Raw genomic sequence first — 24,887 nt, forward strand, 5'->3', positions numbered from 1 at the left:
AATTAATTTACCTCCAAATTCTTAAGTACATATACTATTCTTTCGCTATCTTTTTTTACATCGATATTTTTATATCCATCGTACTTTCCAATTATTTCGAACCCTGCGTCCTTCACCATTGATTCTATAAGATCTTCTTTGTAAGCTCTTTCTTCATGGATTTCTTCAAATCTCTCGTATAGATCTCCATCCTTAACAAAAAAGGTTAGGCTCATTTCCACTATTTCATCTTCAAATATATTTTCCCAAGTATAGAAAATCTCTTCAGAATTATATGTAAAAATATTGTTGCCAAGAATCTCACTTAATTTATAATAGGAATTTATATCAAAAACAAAGATTCCATTTTCACTCATATGCTTTTTTACAGAAAGAAAGTAGTTTTTTAAATCTTCGATATCTAATATGTAATTAGTTGAATCCAAAACACAAGTCACTAAATCAAATTTTCTATTAAGAGATAGTTCACTCATATCCTGACATACTATCTTGCATTTCATTCTTTCTTCTCTAAACTTTTTATCTGCATTTATAAGCATACTATCTGATGAATCAACTAAAAATATGTTTTTAAAATTTTTACCTAATATTGCTGCTACATTTCCTGTTCCACACGCTAAATCTAAGTAATATTCATAGTTTATGTTATTGTCTTTACATAAATTCAGAATGAAATCACTTATACTGTTATAGTTAATATCTTCATATATCAATTGATCATAAAGATTTGCAAATTTATTATAGCTGTCCATTTAATAATAATCCCCCACACTAAATCTACTAAATAATATATTATTAATTTTCTGCTAAGTCAATGATATATGTTTATCTTTCCCTTATATTCGCTAAAATGATGCATATTAGGTATTTAAATGCAATGTTTTAAAATTTGTTGTTATGTATTAAAGATGCACCATTCGATCCGATATATGTTTTCAAACTCTGATTACTTGCAGTAAGAGAATTTGAAAATAGTTTTCGGATTGAAGTAGTACATCTTTATACATTGTAGAAGTCATTGATGTGTGATTTTCGGATAAGTATAAATTAAATTTTTTAATGCTACCACATATATTACTTTCTTCCTAAAATTTCGTCATTGCTTGGTATCTTAAGATTCTTTTTTCTTTTAGTCATTATACCGCCTATTCTTCCAGTTTCTTCTGCTGTGAGTCCCCCCCAGCCTTCTGAATCAACTTTATCTTTAAGTCCTAATTCTTCTGCAATTTCATATTTCATAGACTCTCTAAGCTTTTCAGCATCAGACAGCTCTCTATTTGATTTAATTTTAGATTTTATGATTTTTTTTAATGGTGTTTTGCTCATAAGAAAGTCTCCTTTTTCTTATTTTTTTCTATTATTGCCATATCAATTTACAGTTATACCCCTACTAATATTTAGCTGAATACAATAACTATATTTATTATGTTAATTATTAATATATAAAGAAAAGTTATTTGTTGGCTTTCAATATAATTTTTATTCATACATATTACATGTCTCAATATTCTAAATTGTATTATTATATATTTTTTCAAAACTCTACAGTTATTGAACTTTCTATACTTAACTAAACTTTCATAATTTTTTTTAACTATACAGTGTTTGGATCTAACATTACATGTTATCATCTGTTGAGGAAAATATTAAAGATAAATGATAACACCTTGATAAGATTTAAAAATATATTCTTTATTATGATGCTACATACATATATTATGCGAAAATTAAAATTTAAAATTCAAAAAATTTCATCTGTAGCATAAATTATAGTGTATAATTAATTTAACGTAACATTAGGGTTGTGATATAATATACCTTATTTATATTTATGCATAAATTTTAAAAAACTTAGGAGGGATTGTTTTGTTTAATGTAGCAATTGTTGGGGCAACAGGTAATGTTGGAAGAAAGTTCATTGAAATACTCGCAGAAAGGAATTTTCCAATTAAAGACCTGTACTTGTTTGCATCAAAAAGATCTGCAGGCAAGACTATGAAATTTAAAGATATTGATTATGTAGTTGAAGAATTATGTGATGAGAATATTAAATCTAAGAAAATTGATTTTGCATTATTTTCTGCTGGTGGAGACGCAAGCCTTCAGTTTGCTCCTAAATTCGCAGAAATAGGTGCAGTTGTTATAGATAATAGCAGTGCATGGAGAATGGATCCTAAAGTTCCTCTTGTAGTTCCTGAAGTTAATCCAGAAGACATATCTTGGCATAATGGAATAATTGCAAATCCAAATTGTTCTACTATCCAAGCAGTTGTTGCTTTAAAGCCACTTTATGATAGATACGGAATAAAGAGAATTGTATATTCTACTTATCAAGCTGTGTCCGGTGCAGGACTTCAAGGAATATTAGATCTTCAAGATGGAGTTAAAGGTGAAGCACCAAAGAAATTCCCTTATCCTATAGCAGGAAATATCCTTCCTCATATAGATGTATTTACTGAAGATGGATACACTAAGGAAGAAATAAAAATGATATTAGAAACCAGAAAAATTCTCCATAATGATAATTTAAAAATTACTGCTACAACAGCAAGAGTTCCGGTATTAAACAGCCATAGTGAAAGTATTAATGTTGAACTTTTAAAAGATTTTAATCTTGAAGATGTTATTACTTTACTTGGAAACTCTCAAGGTGTAGTTGTATATGATGATATTAAGAACATAAAGTATCCGACACCATTATACGTAGATGGTAAGGATGATGTTTATGTTGGTAGAATAAGAAGAGATTTTAGTTTAGATAATGGTCTAAACCTTTGGGTTGTTGCTGACAACATAAGAAAAGGTGCTGCTTTAAATGCAGTACAAATTGCTGAAATAATGATCAAGAACAAATAATTATTAAGATGAAATATTTTCAAATTTAATAGGCATGGAGGTATAATTATGTCTTTATTTAAAGGGTCTGGTGTTGCTATAGTTACTCCTTTTACGGAAAACGGAGTTGATTTTAAAAAATTAGAAGAACTTCTTGAATGGCATATAGAAAATAAAACTGATGCTATAGTTGTATGTGGTACCACAGGTGAAGCTTCAACTATGACTGAAAGCGAAAAGAAAGAAACTATAAAGTTTACTGTAGATGTCGTTAAAAAAAGAATACCTGTAATTGCAGGTACAGGTACTAATAATACTGCTTACTCTATAGAAATGAGCAAATGGGCTGAAAGTATAGGAGTTGATGGACTTTTAATAATAACTCCTTACTATAATAAGACATCTCAAAGAGGATTAATAGAACATTTTAAAGCTATAGATAGTGCTGTAAATACACCAATTATACTATATAATGTACCAGCTAGAACAAATGTAAATATAAGTCCAGATGTTCTTTTAAAGCTTACTGAACTTAAAAATATAGTAGCAGTTAAAGAAGCAAGCGGAGATTTAAGCCAAATAGCAAAAATAAAGTCTCTTTGCGGTGATAAAATAGATATCTACTCTGGAAACGATGACCAAATAATTCCTATACTATCTTTGGGTGGAATAGGTGTAATATCAGTGCTTGCAAATGTTATTCCTAAGGAAGTTCATGATATGTGCGAACTTTTCTTAACTGGAAAGACAAAGGAAGCCTTAGATATTCAAATAAGTACTTTAGATTTAGCAAATACTTTATTTATAGAACCTAATCCAATTCCAGTAAAGACAGCTTTAAATCTAATGAATTGCAACGTTGGACCTTTAAGATTACCTCTTTATAAAATGGAAGGCGAAAATCTTGAAAAATTAAGCAATGTTTTAAGAAAGCATAATCTTATTAAGTAATGGGGGTAAAACTATGACAAAAATAATATTGAACGGTTGCTGTGGAAAGATGGGGACTGTTATTTCAAATCTTGTAGAAAAAGATGAAAATCTTCAAATAGTAGCTGGAATAGATAAATTTCCAAAAGGTGAAAGAAGTTATCCTATTTTTAGTGATTTAGATGAGTGCACTATAGAATACGATGTATTACTTGATTTTTCAAGACCAGACTCACTAAGACCAATACTAGCTTTTTCAGAAAAAAATAGTAAACCAGTGGTTCTTTGTTCTACTGGATATACTGCTGAAGATTTGGCTTTAATTGAAGAAAAATCCAAGGTAATTCCAGTGTTCAGATCTGCCAACATGAGTGTTGGAGTAAACCTTGTAAATATGCTTCTTAGAAAAATATCACCTGTCCTATATGAAAACTTTGATATTGAAGTTATAGAAAAACATCATAACCAAAAGGTGGATGCTCCTTCTGGTACAGCGGTTATGCTTGCTGAAACTATAAAGAACTCAATTGAAGAAGATACACACTTCGTATATGGAAGAGAAGGAATTGCAAAGAGAGATCATAAAGAGATTGGTATTCACGCAATACGTGGTGGAAGTATAGTTGGTGATCATGACGTTATTTTTGCAGGTGATGGTGAGGTTATTGAAATAACTCATAAAGCTATCTCAAGAGAAGTTTTTGCTGTAGGTGCTTTAAAAGCAAGTGCTTATATGGGCACAATCTCAAAACCAGGACATTATGATATGGAAGATGTATTAAATCTATCGTTCTAATATTGAAAAAGGCTGCAGTAGACTAAAAATCTACTACAGCCTTTTAATAATTTTATGTTATGTTCACCTAGTGCTTTACCAGCTCCTACTTTCAAATCCTCACGCTCTCTTTATTTCTCAAGCTCATTTATAAACTCTTCAATCAAATCTAAAGCTTTTTCTAATTCCTCAGTACTATAACAATAGGATATTCTCATAAAGCCCTCTCCACCTTGACCAAAAGCACTACCTGGAACACAAGCTACTTTCTTTTTCTCTAATAGCAATTCACAAAATTCCTCAGAACTTAAATTGAACTTCTTTATGGATGGGAATATATAGAACGCTCCCTTAGGCAATTCCACCTCAAAGCCCATATCCATAAGCCTATTATATACATAGTCTCTTCTTTTAATAAATTGAGATTTCATATATTCCACATCATTAAGACACTCTCTAAGTCCCACATACGCACCATATTGAGATATTGAAGTAGCACAAGAAACATTATATTGATGTACCTTCATAAAGTCATCCATTAAGCCTTTATTTAAGCAGAAGTAACCTAGTCTTAATCCTGTCATTGAAAATATTTTAGAAAATCCACCAATGAATATAACTCTATCCTTAAGCTCCTTAACTTGGCCTATAGAATGATATTCATCATAGCAAAGTGCACTGTACATTTCATCTGTTATTACAGTTAGATCATATTTCAATATAAGTTCCTTAAGCTCACTTAGTTGCTTCTCCTCAAGTATTGCACCAGTAGGGTTTGTAGGGAAAGATAACAAAAGATATCTTGAACCACTATCCTTTACAGCGTTCTCTAAAAGGCCTATATTTAGAGAGAAGTCTTCATTAAGCTTATAGTTAACCACTTCTCCGCCTACAAGTTTAACACAGTTTTCATAAGCTGGATATGCAGGAGTTGGAATCAGCACCTTTTCTCCTCTATCAATCAGAGTGGTAAAGACTGTAAAAAGCGCTTCACTTCCTCCTGCTGTTACACAAATTTCGTCTTTGTCATATTCGATTCCAAAGCTACCTAAATATTTGCTTATTTCGATTCTTAATTGCTCTAATCCTGCATTGGATGTATAGGTAGTTTTGCCTTGCTCCAAAGCTTCTATCATCGCCTCTTTGATCCTCTTAGGCACTGGAAAGTCTGGCTGGCCAAGGGTAAGTGATATAGCCCCTTGTATTTTCGCAACCTTATTAGAAAATTTTCTTATACCTGAAAGCTCTATTTTATTTACATTGCTATTCATATTAGTATTCTATCCCCTCTCTTGCTGCTACGCCTTTTTCATAATAATGCTTGATATCCTTCATTTCTGTTACTAGATCCGCTCTGTCAATTAATTCTTTTGGAGCATTTCTGCCTGTCAAAATCAACTCCATATCTTCAGGCTTACTGTCTATAAGGTCTATAATCATTGGAACTTCTAAAAAGTTATTGTAAATAGCTGCCATTACCTCATCTAGTATCAATATATCACATTTTCTTTCTTTTATTACCTCTACAACAAAATTGTAAGCCTGCAGTATTTCACTCTTCAGTTCAAGTTTCTGTTGATCATTTAGAGTCCATACAAAGCCTCTTCTTTTTTCAAATCTATATATCTTAAAATTAGGTGCATGGAACTCTGAAGAATTAAGTTCACCAGTTTTATTACTCTTTAAAAACTGGACCATTATTACTTTCATCCCGTCCCCCACTGCTCTGAAAGCCAATCCTAATGCAGCAGTAGTCTTTCCTTTTCCATTGCCTGTATATATTTGAACATACCCTTTTTCTAATTTTGCCATAAATCAGCACTCCTTTTCCGCATTTGTATTAAGGGGACATAAACTCATTATGAGCTCGTCTTATCCTTTTGCAATCTAATATTTATTCCATTAAACTGCATAAAAATTCATATTTTTTGCATATATAAAAGTTTTTAATATAAAAACCTGCTAATTTATCTACCAGCAACTGCTTTAATATTTATTTTTATTTTACTTACACAAAAAACTTCAACTCACCATGGAAATCAGCAATTATGCAAGGTTTTCTCCATTTTTAATATCTTACAACTAGCCTTAATACTGCAACAAATTGATAAAAAATATTTTTTCTATGTAAGATATTATAAACTATATTTTACATAAGCAGAGTCAATTTCGCCATAATATTTTATAAAAAATGAATTTTTTCTCCTTACCCCTTTCATAATAGGTTAAGTTTTATTATAATTATCTTATTGCATATTACATAACTACGCAATAGAGGAAAGGATGATATAATGAGTTATAATTTTACTGATCCATATGAAATAGCTAGATTTATAAAAGAATCAAAGAAATCAACTCCAGTAAAAGTTTATGTTAATGGAGATTTAAAAGATAGCGACATGAAAAATATCGAATGGTATGGCTCTGATAATTTCTACGTACTTTTTGGGGAAAGTGATGACATAACAAGAGTAATTCTTGATAATAAACATAAAGTAAAGCATTTTAGAGTTGAAAATGATAGAAGAAACTCAGCAATACCTATGCTAAATTTACTTGATATAGATGCTAGAATCGAACCAGGTGCTATTATAAGAGATAAGGTTACAATAGAAAAAAATGCTGTTATAATGATGGGTGCTGTAATAAATATAGGTGCTGAGATAGGCGAAGCAACTATGGTTGATATGAACGCTGTTGTTGGTGCTAGAGGAAAACTAGGAAAGAGAGTTCATCTTGGTGCAGGGGCTGTTGTAGCTGGTGTTCTAGAACCACCTAGCAAAACACCTTGTATAATAGAAGATGATGTTCTTATTGGTGCAAACTCAGTTATTCTTGAAGGAGTAAAAGTTGGAGCTGGATCAGTGGTTGCAGCTGGATCAGTTGTAGTAGATGACGTTCCAGCAGGAGTTGTTGTTGCTGGAACTCCTGCAAAGATAATTAAAAAAGTTGATGATAAGACAAAAGACAAGACTCAAATACTCGACGATTTAAGAAAGTAACTCTAAAGAATCACTAATGAAAACATGTTAGTGATTCTTTATTTTTTATTGTTATTATTTCTAAAGATTTAACGCAAAAAAATAAGGGCGAATATTCGCCCTTTTAATATGTTCAAACTAGCTTTTAAACTGCACCTATTTGATCATCATCTACTAATTCATTTTCCCCATTTACTCTTTCCATCTTTGAAATAGAAACTTCATAAGCTACTTTTCTAATAACTTCTTCATCAGAAACCTTCTTTTGATACTCTCTGCTTTGAAGTCTTCCCCATATTCTAATATTGTCTCCAACGCTTAAAGTCTGGCAGAATCTTGAGTTTCTTCCCCATGCTATTGTAGGTATATAGTCGGATTTGTTGTAAGCTCTATTTACAGCAAGTAGTACATCAGCAATCTCTCTGCCAAAAGGAGTTGTCCTATATACTGGTTCCTTACATATATACCCGTCTAAAAAAATTTCATTTGGGTTTTTGCTTCTTTCATCGCATGGTCTAATGTCACGAGCAAAAACTGTTAATATAAGCTTATTAGCTCCATCTACAAATTTATTATAAGACCTCAATTGTCCTTCAACAATTATATCAGTACCTATGCTTAAATCAAAACTAGTAAGTAATCTTTCAGATATTGTAATGTTTAACATATCCTTCGAATCACTTAGTCTCATTACCTCTAAAGAAAAAGTAAGGAACTTCTCCCCATACATCTCGTGGCTAAAATCCAATCCTGAAGCAACAGTTCCCTCAAGGTAAATTTTATTATTTAACATTAAATTATCCATTTAAACCCCTCTCTCCCTCGTTTTTTAAAAATTTTTATTTTTTGTTATAAAGTATAAATTAGAAAACAACTTATTTCCATTATAATACATTTAATGCCTTTTTTACAATATGTTTTTTTATTGGTTAACTTTATGTTGTTTACCATCGTTGTCCACATCAAAATTATCCTTATAAATAAGGTCACCTACAGGTACAAATTGGTAACCTTCCCCCTCCAACTTCTGAAAGATCTTTTTAAGATTTTCAGGAGTGTACTTTCCGTTATTATGGAAAAGCAGTATAGAGCCTGGCTTTACATTTTTAATTACCCTCTGGTATTCTTCATCTGCTCCTTTATTTTTCCAATCAACACTATCAACATCCCACTGTATACAATAATATCCCATCTTTTTAACTGTATTTACCACAGTATCATTATAAGAACCGCTTGGACACCTAAAAAGCTTTGTCTTATATCCAGTATTATTATATATAATATCTTCAGTCTTTTTTATTTCAGAAACCATCCTATCAGTTGATATCTTGGTGAAATCTGGATGTATGTAGCTATGATTGGCTATTTCATTCCCTCCCTCCTTTATTTTTTTAAGTTTCTCTACATTCTCTTCATTTGAATTTACCCAGCCTCCCATGATAAAAAATGTACCTTTTACATTATATTCCTTCATTATGTCTAATATACTTCCAAGGTTGTCCTCATCTGTCCAATTGATATCAAAGGTTATAGAAATCTTTTTATCCTTAGCATCAACGGAATATATAGGCAAGGACTTTTTTACCATCCAAGCATTCACTACTTTTGAGGCAATAGCTGTTGAGATAAATACAATTACCACAAGTAAAAATATAATTATTTTATTTTTCCTCAAATGAATTCCTCCACAATGAAGTCTCTTTAAAATAATATTCAGCAAGTTACTAAATAATGACAATAAAAATTTTCATAGAGAAATAGTTAAGTTTTATGCTATAATAAAGCTATACTGGTGAGTGGGAGGATAAATTTATGAATGATAGCACATTAGAACTAGCGGAAAACAAGCTTCTGCTTTTATATATAATTAAATCTATTAAGTATCCAATATCTAATGCCCAATTAACTGAAATTGTTTTAGAAAATAGTTTCATTAATTACTTTTTCCTTCAACAGTATATTACAGAGCTTATCTCTTCAGGTTTTATTAAATATGAAGAGATAAATGAAAAAAAACTGTTATATATTACGGATGTAGGGAATAAAGTTTTAACTTTATTTAAGGATAGAATTTCTCCTCAGAGATTAAACGTAATAGATGATTATCTAAAAACAAGCATAGAAAAAATTAAAAGAGAACTCACTATATCTGCAGATTATACACCAGACCAAGATAATACCTTTGTAGTTAATTTAAAAGCAGTGGAAGATGATAGTTTGTTAATGGATTTAAAGGTAAGTGTAGCTTCAAAAAAACAAGCAGTTGCATTATGTAGTAAGTGGAAAGAAAATCCTTCACAAATCTACAATAATATAATCAACATCCTCATAGAAGATAAGTAAGAAAATTGATACAAGTAAAATGCATGCTAAAAACTCTCTTATTAAGATTGTTCTTACGCATGTATATTTTTTTACAAACTTATAATTAAGATATTACGCTTGTCATTAATGCACTTTAATAAAACCTAGTAATATAGTATAATTACTTTATAATGAATTTGGATATAATTTCTACAGATTATATCCAAGTCAAAATCAAAATTAAGAGGGGGAAGGCTTAAATGAACTCGTACAAAACATCTAACGTGTGTGCAAAAGAAGTAAGTTTTGAAATAGTTGACAACAAAATATCTAGTGTAAACTTTGAAGGTGGTTGCAACGGTAACCTAAAAGGAATATCTTCACTTATAGAAGGTATGGATGTTAACGATGCTATGAACAGATTAAGAGGTATTACTTGTGGCACTAAGGGTACTTCATGTCCAGACCAATTATCAAAAGCTTTAGAAGAATACTTAAGCAAAACTGTCTAATTATATATCAATCTAAAGAAAAGCATGAAAAGGTATTTATATCTTTCATGCTTTTTTCGTATTGAAAATTCTTATAACATATCTATATAAATTACTCAATAATAAAAAACTTCTAATACGTCTTTTTTGAATATCGTCCTTTCCTAGTGTATATGAGAAATCTTACAAATTGATAAATTCTATTTTCTACTAACAAAAAATTATACTAAGAGAATGAATTACCTTCGTCACACTTGCTTGAAGATTTTACACTTTCCTACGGAATAAAAATATAGTATAGTAATAATACTAGCTAATTTATATTTTAGCTTCATAGGTACTTGATTGCTGTAATTATAGCGGTACATGCTATTTAGAGACTTATGTAACTTAAAAAAGGAATACTATGCAGAAAGGTGGTAGCAATGGAAGACTTTAATGCACAAAATCATCCTGAACTTGTAGAAATCAAACTTTCAGTTTACGACTCTGACAATATACATTATGGTGGAAGTCAGTATTGGTTTCCGAAAAAGACGCACCAATTAAGCGGTTGTGGTCCTGTTGCTGCAGCTAATATAACTGCTTACTTATCCACGTTAGCTCCAGATAAGTTTAGTAAGCTTTACCCATACAAGGATATTATAAATAAACAAGATTTTATAGACCATATGATAGAAGTCCGTAAATTTGTAGTTCCAGGTATGTTTGGACTTACTTCTGTAACTCAGTTTAGTGATAACATATTAGCTTTTTGTGAAAGCAGAGGCGTATCATTGGTTCCCCATATATTAGACGAACAGGCAAATATGCAAGAAGCTATGGACTTTATCTTAGAAGCCCTTCACCTTAAGCTACCACTTGCCATTTTAGTCCTTAAACATCCAGTAAAGGAACTAGAAGATTATACTTGGCATTGGATGACAATAACAAATCTACGTTTTGAACCTAAAAATAATAAGTATTATATTTCTGTTTCAACTTATGGAGAATTTCACGAAATTGATTTAGACTTGCTTTGGAATAATAGGAGGCCTAAAGACGTAATAAGATTAGCATATTTTACCTAAATAAATTGTTATTTGCTCCTTCAATTAAACTAAGGTATCCTTACATATTATAGCCGCACTCTCTATAAAACTGACCATGACATTTCGATATATCATGGTCAGTTTTTTTATATATTTTTACTTTCTATATTTAATTTTCTATAGATATAAAAATATCTCTATTTTTTTTATTTAATTTTATAATTAAGAATATGTAATTGAAATTTACAAAAACTAAGCATGAAAGTAATTTAATAACTTTTAAAGGAGGAACTTTCATGCCTACTATTAATATGCTCTCCTCTGCTGAAAAAGTAAAAGGTCAAGGAGTTATGTCTGCTTATATCGAACAAGTAAATCTAGTTAAACATGGCCTTACAGAAAATTATAAAGTAAAAGTGAACAACTTATTCTTTTGCGACATAATGCACTACCATACAATTGATTTTAAATTCTTCCTAAGTATTCCAATAGCAAAACTTCTAGGAACAAGTGTTGCTTATGTTCATTTTGTCCCAGAAACTATTGAAGAAAGTCTAAAACTGCCTTCATTTATAAAAAAGATATTTTATAAATATATGATTTGGTTCTACAGAAGTGTCGACCACTTAGTGGTAGTTAATCCTTATTTTATAGATGTTCTAAAAAGTTATAAAATTGATGAACACAAGGTAACGTATATCCCAAACTTTGTATCAGAAGATAATTTTTATAGATATGATACTTCTAAAATCAATAATATAAAGAAGGTTTACGAAATTCCTTTAGATAAGTTTGTGGTTTTAGGAGTTGGGCAAGTTCAAACTAGAAAAGGTGTAATGGACTTTATTGAAGTTGCTAAAAACCTTCCAGACATACAGTTTATATGGGCTGGTGGTTTTTCCTTCGGTTCTATAACCGATGGTTATAAAGAATTAAAAAAAATCATTGAAAATCCACCTTCTAATGTTAAGTTTTTAGGTATCATTGAAAGAAGTAAGATGAATGATATTTACAATATTTGCGATTTAATGTTTTTACCATCATATAACGAGCTCTTCCCTATGTCAATCTTAGAGGCTATGGCATTAAAAACACCTATACTTCTACGGGATTTGGATATATATAAAAACATTCTGTTTGAAAGTTATCTAAAAGGAAATAGTAATGTAGAGTTCATTAACTTAATAAGATCTATTCAGGATAAAGATGCTAGCTATCAATTTTGGTGTGATAATTCATCCAAATGCCATGATTTTTATTCTAAAGATTATGTATTGCAAATGTGGAAACAGTTTTATGATGAAATCTATAATAAAAAACTCAGGAGAAAGTAAATGAAAAATAAGATATTAAATATAATCATTGTGATAGCTTCTGCTTGTATATTTTTATCATTTTTCCTTTTTACTAAAGGTCTTAATACATTAATACGCGAAATAAGAAACTTAAATACAGGCTGGATTATATTATCAGTACTAATGATGATTATGTTTTTGTTTTTCGAAATGTTGGTGTTATACGTAATAACTAAACAATTTTATAAAATTGAAAACTTATTCATCAAATGCATAAGATTTGAAGTGATTGGTCAATTTTTTGGAGCCATTACTCCTTTTGCTGCTGCTAGTCATCCAGCACAATTATATGAAATGAATGAAAGCGGAATCCCTGCTGGTACCGGAGTCTCTATATTGATGATTAAATTCATGCTTCATCAAGTTATAAATATTATTATTTTAGTCTTAGCAATATTATTCAAGTTTAATTATTTCTATTTAAAGGTACCCTATTTTTTATATTTTTGTATATCTGGCCTTGTGGTGCATGTAATAATTATGATAATTGCAACATTGTTTTTAATAAGTAAAAAACTGACTCAAAATATATTATTTTTTTGCTTAAATATACTTAAAAAAATAAAGTTATTGAAGAATCCAGAAGAAACTTATAGACATCTTGAAGTTGAATTAGAAACATTTCATAAAACTGCTACTATGATTATTAAATATAAAAAATTGTGCATCTATGCATCCATTTTTACATTTCTACAATGGCTAGCATATTTTACTATACCTTATTGTATTTATAGAAGTTTTGGATTTAATTACGTAGATGTTTTTACAATGGTAGTAGCTCAAATTTTCCTAATAAACTTCATGGCAATAATCCCCCTTCCTGGAGCTGAAGGTGGTGCAGAAGGTGGCTTTTACCTTATGTATGGTTTATTTTTTAAATCAGGGACTATTATAACAGCTATTTTCTTATGGAGATTAATCACATACTACTCTTCAATTGCAATTGGCAGTGTTTTTACTTTATTACTACCCAATAGCAAGTTAAATAAAAACTAGTATAATACAACGATTATACTAGTTTTTATTTATAGAATTACACTTTATACACTATCTTCTATAAAGTGATTCTACTCTATAAATTCTATTATTTATTTTCACAACTTCATTTTAGTTTAAAGAATTTATATTATATTAAGTTTTATGATTTATCAAAGCACCTAAATCTAGTCCGATTTCTTCACTTCTACTTATTGTTTTAATATACTTTTCTAAAACTTTGTTTGCGAAAATTCTACTTGAATATTCATTAGCTTTTATTTCAGCATATTTTTTCATATCATATCTCAGTGAATCATCCTTTAAAATTCTATCAATATATTTTCTAAATTCTAATTCTTGCTTATATGTATAACCATTCTTTCCTTGATCAATTACTCCATCAATACATGGATCATACTTGCATACTACTGGACATCCACTACTCAAGGATTCAAGGTAAGTTAATCCTTGAGTTTCACTAGTTGATGCTGTAACAAATATTTCAGCAATTTTATAGTATTTATACACCTCATTCGAATCCACCATTCCGGTAAATATAACTCTATCCTCTATATTCTTACTAATTACTTGATTTTTTAAGTTATCTAAATATGGTCCACCACCTACAACTAGCAACTTCAAGTTATTATTTTCTTCTATTAAATTAGGCATAAATGAAATTATTTCACTTATATTCTTTTCCTGTCCGATTCTGCCTATATATGCTATAATTCTATCTTCCTTTTTAATGTTAAGCGCATTCATGATTTCCTGTTTTTCTTCTGTTGACACTTGCTGTTTAAATTTACTTAAGTCGATTCCTGTTGGAATGACATAAATCGGCTTATTAATTCCATAATTCAGTAATGAGCTTTTAGCCTTTTCTGTTGGAGCTATAATACTATCTAAACTATTTAACAACATCTTTATTATTTTAGCTGAAGTATTTTTATTTATTAGTTTTCCACCTAATAAATAACATAGATAATCTTCATACATCGTATGATAAGTATGTATATGCGGAATATCCAACTTATTTGAAATATATTTTGATACCATCATCATAGAAAATTCTGTTTGAGAATGAATAATATCTGGATTCCATCTTATAATTTCACCTACTAATTTATTATGTAAAGGAAATTTAATTCTAGCATCAGGATAAACCCCTATTCCAAGAGATTTTAAATAGTATACATCCCCATGTATTTCTTCATTGCCACTATGAGATAAGGTTAAAATTTTAACCTTATGTCCCATTCTTTTTAATTCCTTATATAAATTGTTCACTGAGGTGATGACACCATTTACCATTGGGAAATATGTATCTGTTGTTATTAGAATCTTCATTAGCTTTGCCTCCTGTTACTGCTATTTAAGGACATCTTTTTATCTAAACTACAAATTTCCTCTAAACATTACTTAGTGTTTCCATTAATTAAATAAAAAATCGCTGAAGTGACCTTCTTGAGTGATTTTTTTTGCGCATCTGCCTTTCCGAATGAATATGAGGAAAATTTGGCAGGCGACATATTCTTCTTTTTATTCTTTACCTTATATTATGTCTTAAGTCCGTTCGCATAATTATCTACAGATCTCATTTGATTATACTTTCATAAAGAATAAACAAATCGCTGAAGTGACCTTCTTCAGTGATTTTTTTTGCGCATCTGAAAAATCATTTAATTCTAACAGCTCGATCATATGGTATGTCTTGCATAATCACCTATTTTAAACAACAGCCTTAAATATAGCCTTAATTTATACTCTATTAAAACTCTGTATTAGCAATTGAATATAACTTATACTTATAACTTGCAGAAAAGATTTAAACCCGTCATGTATATAAAATTATTTTCCAGCAAAACATACCAAGAACACTTGTTCTATCAATCTTATTTGGATATAATAAATTTATTAACATAAAGATGGTGATTATATGGATATAAATGAAAAATTAAGAATCCTAAGTGGTGCAGCAAAATATGATGTATCTTGCTCATCTTCAGGTTCAAATAGATCTTCTAAAAAAGGCGATTTAGGCTCTGTAGCTAGCTGTGGAATATGTCATAGTTTTACTCCTGATGGAAGGTGTATTTCTCTACTAAAGATACTCTTAACCAACTATTGTATTTATGATTGTGCTTACTGCATCAATCGTAGAAGTAACGATATTGAAAGAGCTGCATTTACTGCAGATGAAGTAGTAGATCTTACTATGAATTTTTACAGAAGAAATTATATAGAAGGATTATTCTTAAGTTCTGCAGTTTTTAAAAATGCTAATTTCACTATGGAGACTTTAACAAGAGTTGTTGAGAAACTAAGAGTTGAGCATGGCTTTAAAGGATATATACACCTAAAGGCTATTCCTGGAGCAGATGAGGACCTTATAAAAAGAGCTGGTTCATTTGCTGACAGAATGAGTGTAAATCTAGAGCTTCCATCTTCACAATCCTTAAAGCTTTTAGCTCCAGAAAAAACAAAGGAAACTATTCTTCAGCCAATGAAACTAATTAAAAACAATATCCAGATAAGTAAAATAGAAAATAGATTTTTTAAGAAAGCTCCATTATTTGTTCCTGGTGGACAAAGCACGCAGCTTATCGTAGGTGCTACTAAGGAAAGTGATTTGAATATACTTAATCTTTCTGAAGGGCTTTACAATAAATATTCTTTAAAAAGAGTTTATTACTCTGCCTATGTTCCAGTAAATACCGGAAATAATCTACCTGAGTTAAGAAACCCACCTACGTTAAGAGAACATAGACTTTATCAAGGTGATTGGCTTTTAAGACTTTATGGCTTCAAAGCTGACGAGCTTTTATCAGATAGAAATCCTAACTTTGATATAAACTTTGATCCGAAAACCTTTTGGGCTTTAAATAACATACACTTGTTTCCAATTGAAATTAATAGGGCACCTTATGAAATGCTCATTAGAATCCCCGGAATCGGAATAAGAGGTGCGCAGAAAATAATGAGTGCCAGGAAAATAAATTCTCTTGGTTTTTACGACTTAAAGAAGCTTGGAGTTGTATTAAAAAGAGCACAATATTTTATAACTTGCAAAGGAAGATACTTTGGCTCTGTTCCTCTTGATGAAGAAAAGATAAAAAATGTACTTACACCCAAATTTGATTTAAATATTATAGAGCAAGAAGGGGAACAATTGAATCTATTTGATCATATTGATAAAAAGTTCTTACTTCCCAAGGATTTTAAGACAATTGATTCCAATAGAAAACTTTTACTACTTAACGATAAATCCACTTCGTTAACTGGAGAAATCTAGGAGGACTGTTTCATGAAAGAATTTATCTATGATGGCACCTTTGAAGGTTTACTTACTGCAATATTTTACGCATTTTCTTGTAAAGAACAATGCACAATTAAAAAGAATATTAACTATACTCCCAGTCTTCTTGCCGATAATGTTGACGTTACTACTGAGGAAGATAAATATGATAGAGTATATACTTCAATAGATCGTAAACTTAACTCCAGTACCCTAGAAAACATATATAATCTATATCTTAGTGAATATACAGATAGTGAAGATTTGATTCTAGAGTACTTAAAATTAAGTTTTAAATATGGAGTAAAAGTAAATCTAGCAAAAAATAATGATACAATCATAAAAGTAGACAAATACTACCAAAGAGTCTCCTATGAGGCTCATAGGTTCAAAGGTTTTGTTAGATTCAAACAGATAGGTACATTAACTTATTATGCTTCTATTGAGCCTGACCATAACATACTACCACTTTTGATAAATCATTTTAGTGCTAGATTCTCAGATCAGAATTTTATAATCCACGATATAAAACGTGAAATAGCAATCTTTTACGATAAAAAAGAAGCAATCATAATGGATTTTTCTAAAAAAGATGGTTTAAAATTAGAAGAGCTTAAAGTTGATTCTGACTTTGAAAAACTTTGGAAAACTTTTTATAGCTCAGTTAATATCGAAGAAAGAAAAAATGAAAAACTAAGAAGACAGCATATGCCTAAAAGATATTGGGCTCATCTCACTGAAGTTAAATAAAATGTGATATTGGAACTATGTTGAAATTAAGCGGTTATTCATCCGATGCTTTAATGAGCTTACGCAGAGAATTAATATGATTTTTTCATATTCCATGGCTAAAACTGTAAACTCACTACGTTCGAACAGTACAGTTTTTTAACGCCATTCCATCTAAAAAAATCATTTAATTCTAATAGCTCGCTCATATAGCATCTCCTGCATAACCACTTAATTCCAAAAATAGTCTTAACATTAGCTGACATAAAACTTAATCTACTAAAAACAAAAAACAGCTTTAAGACCATCCTTTAGGATTTCTATAAAGCTGTTTTTCTTCATGATCAAATCTTCGCTCAACTAAACTAGCATGTCTTTATAGTATTACATTAACAATTTAACAAGGTAATTACTCACAAAGTAAACTAGTAGATTATATATAGCTATTATAACTCCACTAATAACAAAATAGCTTATACATTTTTTAAGAGGTTTTTCGTATTTATTTATAGAACTAATTCCCTTATAACAAAAGTATATAGCTACTGTCCAAGGTATTAACCCCTCAATAGAGACTATAGGGAAAATCATACTTAGTACAGGTATAATATATAGAAATTTACTTCTTTTAGCTAATTTTATTTCTGTACCATTTACAATTTCTTTTTCTAAAATATTATTTTCCACAGTAACCTTCACCTACTTCTTAAAATAATCTGCTCTGATAAGCTTGTCACCTAAGTCAATGCTTTCAAGCATTTTGTCTTTTTCTCCTGGGTAGCTTTCAGTACCTAAGAACTGCCTAGTTGATAAGACAGTATAATTCTTTTTCGTATTCAAAAGATTTCTTCCAAATATCTTATCTTCCATAGCATTAACATCGGCTCCGAAAAGATAAGCTAAAGTAGGTAGTGTGTCACATTGACCACCATAGGTTGATATAGTTTTTCCTTTATATCCCTTTGAATATATAATAAGAGGAACTCTCCTATTGTTTTCTTTCCACCAATCACCCTCATATGAAATATTCTTAAGTTCATCGTCATAGAATTTATGAACCCCTTCATGATCTCCATAAAAAACTACCACTGTATTATCTAACACTCCTGATTTATCTAACTGTTCTAACATTTGTCCTATATATTTATCTGTATACTGGATGCTTTGGAAGTAACCTCCGAGTTTTGTACCTTCCAATTCTTTCGGCAATTTGATTTCTTTATATTTATCAGGTATATCAAATGGAGCGTGGCTAGTTAACGTAACCGTATAAGCATAAAATGGGGATTTAAGAGCTTTAATCTTTTCTGGTAATTGCTTCAAATAACTCTTATCACTTATACCTAAATTTATAACCTCTTCAATATTATAATTAGTTGAATCTATGGCTTTCTCAAAACCTATAGATTTAAGTGCAGGCATCCAATTCCAATAAGATCCTTTATCAGGATGTGACGCTAGCGTAGTATATCCTAAACTCTTCATTACATTAGGTAATGAATATTCATAGGTATTAGTTGGATATCTAAAGAAAGTTGCTCCTTCCCTAACAGGGAATACTGAAGTTTGTGTTATAAGCTCACCATCAGAGCTTGTACCATTATAAGTCTGCTCATAAAAATTATTGAAGTATATGCTATTAGATAAAATTTTATTTAAAGTTGGTGTAATCTCTTGATTATTTACTTTTTGGTTTATAACAAAGTTCTCTAAAGATTCCCACTGTATTACCAATAAGTTCTTTCCTTTAAACATTCCCTTATATTCATTATCAGGAAGATTTTCTTTTTTATCATCAAACCATTTTTGCACATTTCTTTGCTCTGAGCTAGAGATAACATATGGTTTACTCTCTACATAAAAATTGTAGGAATCAAATATATGATATCCTATTGGTGTAAGGTTAGACATAGTTTGATTAGGTGACCAACTTTTCCTAAAAATCATCTGATTTGTGAACCCTTTGTTAAGGTTATCTATCTTATAATGAGCATAAGCTAGATATAAAGTCGGAACAATTAATAACAACAAAAACGCAATAACACTTCTTCTATGATATTTTGCCTTTGAACGCCTTCTAAACATAAGAGCTACTTGTATTATCAAATCCACAACGAATATGATATCCACTATTCTTATCATAGAAATTACACTACTACTCAAATTATCTAAGTTTGAGGTCATGCTAAACATATGTAAACTTAAAAATGAACTGTTGCTTCTAAAATACCATAAGTCCCCAATATACAGAATACTTATTATTGTATTTATTACTAAGAAAGCAATAGTTTGTCCTTTGTTTCTAAACAAAAATCCAAAGGATAAAACTAAACAAATAAAACTAAAATAAACAAGGAAAGGAGGCATTGAATAAAAAACTCTCATGGGAACGATCCCATTAGCTTTATCATCTGATATTAAAGCTATGAACAACAATGATTTTATTAATATAGCTGCAAAACAATACCAAAAAAAATAGCTTTCCTTTATAGTTAAAGCAGCCTTTTTTATTATTCCTCCTGGTGTTCTTCTTTTAATTGATCTTTCGTAATTTAACATATAGTAACCTCCAAATTGGGATTGAATCAAGAGTTAATATTTAATTTTAATAATTAAAGAGCATATATAGAATTCCTAACCTAAGTATTAATTTTTACATCCCATATTATCACCAAAACTATTGCTCATCTAGCAACCACAACCAAAGTTTTGATGCAGGAACCATTTAATTATAACATGGTTAAAAGTTTTGTCCATGAACAAAATTTTAACAAAATCTTAACCAATTCTTAAATTTTATTTAAAGAAAAAAGAAGCACTCTTTTTAGAGTACTTCTTTTAAAACCGACCTTATAGTTTTTCTCATATCACCTATCATATATAAGGATCCACACACGAGTATTAAGTCATCTTTTTGTGAAGAACTGAAAGCCTTAATAAAAGAATCTCTATAGTCTTCTATAATTTCCGTCTGTATACCTTTTTTATCAAGCAATTCTTTGATAACAGTGGATGCTTCAGCTCTATCATTATGAGGGGTAGTTACTATGGCAGAGTCAGCTAAAGTGCTTATTTTATCTATCATAGCTTCTACTTGTTTGTCAGCTAGTATACCAACTATAACTTTAAGCTTATCATACTTAAAATATGTGTTTATGCTGTCAACAAGTTTGGTAATTCCATCAATGTTGTGTGCTCCATCAATAACAACTAATGGAGAATTGTTCATAACTTCCATTCTTCCACTCCAGGTTACTTTAGCTAGTGCACTTAATACATGTTGCTTTTCTATTGAAACCCCAATTTCTTTAAGTGTTTCAATAGCCTTTATAGCTACAGTACAATTTAATAATTGATGCTTACCAAGTAGAGACAACTTAATATTATAGGATTCATTATCTGTTGTGATTAAAACTCTTTGAGAATTATTTTCTGCTTTTGGTTCTATAAGCTCTGCCCATTGATTATTTACTTTATATATCTTAGAATTTCTTTCACTGGCTATTTTTTTAATAACTTTCATAGCTTCATCCACTAATGGATAGACAACTACTGGGATATTTTCTTTTATTATGCCAGCCTTTTCATAAGCTATTTTTTCTAAGGTATCTCCTAGAATATTCATATGATCAAAACTTATAGAAGTTATAACAGAAAGCATTGGAGTCACAACATTAGTAGAATCTAGCCTTCCCCCAAGGCCAACCTCTACTACAGCATAATCTACATTTTCATCATAAAAATACTTAAACATAGCTGCTGTTATTATTTCAAATTCTGTAGGGCTTTCATATCCAAGTCTAATCACTTCATCCACAGCCACTTTAACATCACTAACCACTTCTGCTAGATCAGATTTAGGTATATTATTTTTATTTATCTGGATTCTCTCTTCAAATTCCTCGATATATGGGGAAGTGTACATTCCTACCTTATACCCAGATTCCATGAGGATTGAAGTTATCATTGATGTGGTTGACCCTTTTCCGTTAGTTCCTGCTATATGGATTGCTTTTAGCTTTTTATGAGGAGACCCAAGAAGCTCTAAAAGCTTCTCAGTTCTCTCTAGACCATAATTACTTCCAAACTTTGCAGTTTCAGTTATATATTTTATAGCTTCATCATAATTCATAAGAATGCCACCTATTATAATGAGCTAATTCTTGCAAGGACTGCTTCTAACATTTCTTTATATTTTTCTCCCTTAGCTCTCTCAGCATCAACAACTTCCTTTGGTGCCTTATTTACAAAGCCTGGATTATTTACTTTCTTTTCAACTCTTAGTATTTCACCTTCAAGTTTAGTCTTTTCTTTGTTAAGTCTGTCTAGTTCTTTTTCTCTATCAACTAAATCAAGTAGAGGCATGAATAACTCCCCACCTTGAACTACAACTGATACAGCATTTTCAGGAACTTCCTTCTTATCTGTAATGAATGCTACTTCTGAGGCAGAAGCTAATTTTTCTATATATGATCTTCCATTTTCGAAAGCTCTTTTACTTTCATCCGCAATATAAGCTATAACCTTAGCTTTTCTTGATGGAGGTACATTCATTTCCGCTCTTACATTTCTTAGAGCCTTTATAGCCTCAATTATTAAAGTCATGTCTTTTTCTGCAATTTCATCATGAAGATTTTCTTCATATACTGGCCATTTTGATATTGTTATTGATTCATATTCTGCATCTAAGTGAGTGTATATTTCTTCAGTTATAAAAGGCATTACTGGATGTAGAAGTTGTAATCCAGTTGTAAGAACCTTAAATAATACATTATATACAACACCTTTTGACTTTTCATCATTACCATATAAAACTGGTTTTGCAAGCTCTATATACCAATCACAAAGTTCAGTCCACATAAAGTCATATATCTTTTGAAGTGCAATACCAAGTTCAAAGTTTTCTATGTTATCAGTTACTTCTTTTACTATGGTATTAAGCTTTGAAAGAATATATTTATCAGCTAAGCTGTATTCAGTACAATCTTTATACTTATCCATAAGATCTCTATCAAGGTTCATCATAACAAATCTTGAAGCATTCCAGATCTTATTTGCAAAGTTTCTTGCTGATTCAACTTTTTCTGGGAAGAATCTTATATCATTTCCTGGTGCATTACCATTTACAAGCATAAATCTTAAAGCGTCTGCACCGTAAGTTTCGATTACATCTAGTGGATCTACACCGTTACCAAGAGATTTACTCATCTTCTTACCTTCAGAATCTCTTATGATTCCGTGGATTAATACATTTTCAAATGGAACTTCTCCCATGTTATGAATACCTGAGAAGATCATTCTTGCTACCCAGAAGAATATTATATCGTAACCTGTAACTAAAGTACTTGTTGGATAGAAATATTTTAAATCATCAGTTTTATCTGGCCAACCAAGTGTTGAGAAAGGCCATAGTGCTGATGAAAACCAAGTATCAAGCACATCTGTTTCTTGGTAAAGACTTTCTGAATTACATTTTGAACATGTTGTTGGAGTTCCTTCAGAAACTATTATCTCTCCACAATCCTTACAGTACCAAACTGGAATTCTATGTCCCCACCATAACTGTCTTGATATACACCAATCTTGAATGTTTTCCATCCAGTTAAAGTATGTCTTTTCAAATCTTTCAGGTATGAACTTTGTCTTCTTTTCCTTTACAGCATCTACTGCTGGTTTTGCTAAAGATTCCATCTTAACATACCATTGTTTTGATATTATTGGTTCTATAACTGTACTACATCTATCATGAGTTCCTACATTGTGAGTATGAGGCTTAATTTTCACTAAAAGTCCTTGCTCATCTAAGTCTTTAACCATTTGATTTCTAGCATCATATCTATCTAAACCTTGGTATTTACCACCTAATTCATTTATAGTACCTTTATCATCCATAACTCTTATTTGTGGAAGGTTATGTCTCTTTCCTACTTCATAGTCATTAGGATCGTGTGCTGGAGTTATCTTAACTGCTCCAGTTCCAAACTCTATATCAACATAGTCATCTGCTACTACTGGTATTTCTCTTCCTACTAGTGGAAGTATTAAAGTTTTTCCTATTAAGTGTTTAAATCTCTCATCATTAGGATTTACTGCAACTGCTGTATCTCCCAGTAGAGTTTCTGGTCTTGTTGTTGCAATTTCTAAGAATTCATCTGAATCTTTAACTGGGTATTTGATGTGCCAGAAGTTTCCTTCATGCTCTTCATATTCTATTTCAGCATCAGATAATGCAGTCTGACATTTTGGACACCAGTTAGTTATTCTATTTCCTTGGTATATAAGACCTTCATTATATAATTTTACGAATACATGTTTTACAGCTTTATTTAGATTTTCATCCATTGTGAAAGCTTCTCTTGTGAAGTCAGCAGAGCATCCCATCTTCTTAAGCTGAGTTCTTATTCTTTCTCTGTATTCATCAGTCCATTCCCAAACTTTTTCAAGGAAAGCTTCTCTTCCCATTTCTTTTTTCTTAAGGCCTTGCTTTAACAATTCATTCTCAACTTTAACTTCAGTAGCTATACTTGCATGGTCCTCTCCTGGAAGCCATAAAGTACTGAAGCCTTGCATTCTCTTAAATCTTATAAGCATATCTTGAAGAGTATTATCAAGTGCATGACCTAAGTGAAGCTTACCAGTTATATTTGGTGGTGGCATTATTATTGTATATGGCTTTTTATTTTCATCAACTTCTGGAGTAAAGTATTTTTTTTCCTCCCAAGTCTTATATAGTCTTTCTTCAAATTCTTTTGGATCATAGGTAGTTGCAATATTTTTTTCTTCTAGCATCTAAGTTCCTCCTTAATTTCCCGGTAAATAATTTTTCTAAATGTGATTTTTCTAAAGATTTATCATCTGCTATGAACTTTCATATCTGAGTTTTCTATATATACATGCTCTTAACAGTTATATAGTTGTGATAAATCTTACAAGTGAATAAATTCTATCTTTTATTGTTGTAAAAATTAGCAAAGCAAATAAAGTATTTTATCATTAAATGCTTACAATTTTTAAACAATAAAAAAAGAGCCTTCATCCATAAAAGGACGAAGACTCGCGGTACCACCTTTTTTCTCTCAACCTAAGTTAAGAGCTCTTTAACCTTTAACGATATCGCTACCGTCTCTACCTACTTTAGGAATTATATGCAAGCCATCAAAGTTTTTTATATCTACTATAG

General features: G+C 30.5%; 22 protein-coding genes and 1 other annotated feature (1 of these 23 only partly in view). Of the genes, 11 read left to right on the forward strand and 11 right to left on the reverse strand.

Annotation, left to right across the window (positions count from 1 at the left end):
- Window positions 1-2: 2 nt before the first annotated feature.
- Window positions 3-752, reverse strand: coding sequence for a class I SAM-dependent DNA methyltransferase (locus bsdtw1_RS14170; RefSeq protein WP_183278211.1), 750 nt, complete (start codon window positions 750-752; stop codon window positions 3-5).
- A 322-nt stretch (window positions 753-1,074) separates the two neighbouring features.
- The gene (locus tag bsdtw1_RS14175) at window positions 1,075-1,326 is read right to left on the reverse strand and encodes an alpha/beta-type small acid-soluble spore protein (protein WP_183278212.1); all 252 of its coding nucleotides are present in this window, start codon (window positions 1,324-1,326) and stop codon (window positions 1,075-1,077) included.
- A 540-nt stretch (window positions 1,327-1,866) separates the two neighbouring features.
- Here bsdtw1_RS14175 and bsdtw1_RS14180 point away from each other — a divergent pair.
- From bsdtw1_RS14180 to dapB, 3 genes are read left to right on the forward strand one after another with little or no spacing between them, the layout of a single operon-like run.
- Window positions 1,867-2,856, forward strand: coding sequence for an aspartate-semialdehyde dehydrogenase (locus tag bsdtw1_RS14180; protein ID WP_183278213.1), 990 nt, complete (start codon window positions 1,867-1,869; stop codon window positions 2,854-2,856).
- 48 nt (window positions 2,857-2,904) lie between these two features.
- Complete coding sequence (gene dapA, locus bsdtw1_RS14185) at window positions 2,905-3,786, forward strand: 4-hydroxy-tetrahydrodipicolinate synthase (RefSeq protein WP_183278214.1); 882 nt, start codon at window positions 2,905-2,907, stop codon at window positions 3,784-3,786.
- Window positions 3,787-3,799: 13 nt separating this feature from the next.
- Window positions 3,800-4,561: a 4-hydroxy-tetrahydrodipicolinate reductase gene (gene dapB / locus bsdtw1_RS14190; protein ID WP_183278215.1), complete on the forward strand. Its 762-nt coding sequence runs from the start codon at window positions 3,800-3,802 to the stop codon at window positions 4,559-4,561.
- Between the two features lie 110 nt (window positions 4,562-4,671).
- On the opposite strand, the gene bsdtw1_RS14195 is transcribed toward dapB, so the two are convergent.
- The gene (locus bsdtw1_RS14195) at window positions 4,672-5,811 is read right to left on the reverse strand and encodes a pyridoxal phosphate-dependent aminotransferase (RefSeq protein WP_183278216.1); all 1,140 of its coding nucleotides are present in this window, start codon (window positions 5,809-5,811) and stop codon (window positions 4,672-4,674) included.
- Window position 5,812: 1 nt separating this feature from the next.
- Window positions 5,813-6,352 carry a cob(I)yrinic acid a,c-diamide adenosyltransferase gene (cobO, locus tag bsdtw1_RS14200; protein WP_183278217.1) on the reverse strand — a complete coding sequence of 180 codons (540 nt, stop codon included), beginning with the start codon at window positions 6,350-6,352 and terminating at the stop codon, window positions 5,813-5,815.
- A gap of 479 nt (window positions 6,353-6,831) precedes the next feature.
- Between cobO and dapD the strand changes: the two genes are divergently transcribed.
- Entirely contained in the window at window positions 6,832-7,542 is a 711-nt protein-coding gene (dapD, locus tag bsdtw1_RS14205) for a 2,3,4,5-tetrahydropyridine-2,6-dicarboxylate N-acetyltransferase (protein ID WP_183278218.1), read from the forward strand.
- Window positions 7,543-7,666: 124 nt separating this feature from the next.
- Here dapD and bsdtw1_RS14210 read toward each other — a convergent pair whose 3' ends face one another.
- Together bsdtw1_RS14210 and bsdtw1_RS14215 are read right to left on the reverse strand one after the other, a co-directional pair.
- A complete protein-coding gene (locus tag bsdtw1_RS14210) occupies window positions 7,667-8,326 on the reverse strand; it encodes a single-stranded DNA-binding protein (RefSeq protein ID WP_183278219.1) in 660 nt (219 codons plus the stop codon).
- 117 nt (window positions 8,327-8,443) lie between these two features.
- Window positions 8,444-9,202, reverse strand: a complete 759-nt coding sequence (locus bsdtw1_RS14215; RefSeq protein ID WP_183279814.1) for a polysaccharide deacetylase family protein — start codon at window positions 9,200-9,202, stop codon at window positions 8,444-8,446.
- Between the two features lie 131 nt (window positions 9,203-9,333).
- Between bsdtw1_RS14215 and bsdtw1_RS14220 the strand changes: the two genes are divergently transcribed.
- From bsdtw1_RS14220 to bsdtw1_RS14240, 5 genes are all read left to right on the forward strand, one after another.
- Complete coding sequence (locus tag bsdtw1_RS14220; protein WP_183278220.1) at window positions 9,334-9,864, forward strand: DUF4364 family protein; 531 nt, start codon at window positions 9,334-9,336, stop codon at window positions 9,862-9,864.
- Window positions 9,865-10,085: 221 nt separating this feature from the next.
- On the forward strand, window positions 10,086-10,337 hold the full coding sequence (locus bsdtw1_RS14225; protein WP_183278221.1) for a TIGR03905 family TSCPD domain-containing protein: 252 nt from the start codon (window positions 10,086-10,088) through the stop codon (window positions 10,335-10,337).
- 404 nt (window positions 10,338-10,741) lie between these two features.
- Window positions 10,742-11,386 carry a hypothetical protein gene (locus tag bsdtw1_RS14230; protein WP_183278222.1) on the forward strand — a complete coding sequence of 215 codons (645 nt, stop codon included), beginning with the start codon at window positions 10,742-10,744 and terminating at the stop codon, window positions 11,384-11,386.
- 257 nt (window positions 11,387-11,643) lie between these two features.
- Window positions 11,644-12,681 carry a glycosyltransferase family 4 protein gene (locus bsdtw1_RS14235; protein ID WP_183278223.1) on the forward strand — a complete coding sequence of 346 codons (1,038 nt, stop codon included), beginning with the start codon at window positions 11,644-11,646 and terminating at the stop codon, window positions 12,679-12,681.
- Window positions 12,682-13,698, forward strand: a complete 1,017-nt coding sequence (locus bsdtw1_RS14240) for a lysylphosphatidylglycerol synthase transmembrane domain-containing protein (RefSeq protein ID WP_183278224.1) — start codon at window positions 12,682-12,684, stop codon at window positions 13,696-13,698. It abuts the gene before it with no gap.
- Window positions 13,699-13,833: 135 nt separating this feature from the next.
- On the opposite strand, the gene bsdtw1_RS14245 is transcribed toward bsdtw1_RS14240, so the two are convergent.
- Complete coding sequence (locus tag bsdtw1_RS14245) at window positions 13,834-15,030, reverse strand: glycosyltransferase family 4 protein (RefSeq protein ID WP_183278225.1); 1,197 nt, start codon at window positions 15,028-15,030, stop codon at window positions 13,834-13,836.
- Between the two features lie 589 nt (window positions 15,031-15,619).
- Here bsdtw1_RS14245 and bsdtw1_RS14250 point away from each other — a divergent pair.
- Together bsdtw1_RS14250 and bsdtw1_RS14255 are read left to right on the forward strand one after the other, a co-directional pair.
- A complete protein-coding gene (locus tag bsdtw1_RS14250; RefSeq protein ID WP_183278226.1) occupies window positions 15,620-16,975 on the forward strand; it encodes a putative DNA modification/repair radical SAM protein in 1,356 nt (451 codons plus the stop codon).
- A gap of 12 nt (window positions 16,976-16,987) precedes the next feature.
- Complete coding sequence (locus tag bsdtw1_RS14255; RefSeq protein WP_183278227.1) at window positions 16,988-17,728, forward strand: TIGR03915 family putative DNA repair protein; 741 nt, start codon at window positions 16,988-16,990, stop codon at window positions 17,726-17,728.
- A gap of 363 nt (window positions 17,729-18,091) precedes the next feature.
- Here bsdtw1_RS14255 and bsdtw1_RS14260 read toward each other — a convergent pair whose 3' ends face one another.
- The 4 genes from bsdtw1_RS14260 to bsdtw1_RS14275 form a co-directional block, all read right to left on the reverse strand.
- A complete protein-coding gene (locus bsdtw1_RS14260) occupies window positions 18,092-18,394 on the reverse strand; it encodes a hypothetical protein (RefSeq protein ID WP_183278228.1) in 303 nt (100 codons plus the stop codon).
- Between the two features lie 12 nt (window positions 18,395-18,406).
- Window positions 18,407-20,266 carry an LTA synthase family protein gene (locus tag bsdtw1_RS14265; RefSeq protein WP_183278229.1) on the reverse strand — a complete coding sequence of 620 codons (1,860 nt, stop codon included), beginning with the start codon at window positions 20,264-20,266 and terminating at the stop codon, window positions 18,407-18,409.
- A gap of 265 nt (window positions 20,267-20,531) precedes the next feature.
- Window positions 20,532-21,839 carry a bifunctional folylpolyglutamate synthase/dihydrofolate synthase gene (locus tag bsdtw1_RS14270; protein WP_183278230.1) on the reverse strand — a complete coding sequence of 436 codons (1,308 nt, stop codon included), beginning with the start codon at window positions 21,837-21,839 and terminating at the stop codon, window positions 20,532-20,534.
- Window positions 21,840-21,853: 14 nt separating this feature from the next.
- Complete coding sequence (locus tag bsdtw1_RS14275; protein ID WP_183278231.1) at window positions 21,854-24,496, reverse strand: valine--tRNA ligase; 2,643 nt, start codon at window positions 24,494-24,496, stop codon at window positions 21,854-21,856.
- Between the two features lie 250 nt (window positions 24,497-24,746).
- Window positions 24,747-24,887: a binding site (T-box leader), on the reverse strand (it continues 161 nt past the right edge of the window).

The organism is Clostridium fungisolvens (assembly GCF_014193895.1).
Classification (GTDB): Bacteria; Bacillota; Clostridia; order Clostridiales; family Clostridiaceae; genus Clostridium_AR; species Clostridium_AR fungisolvens.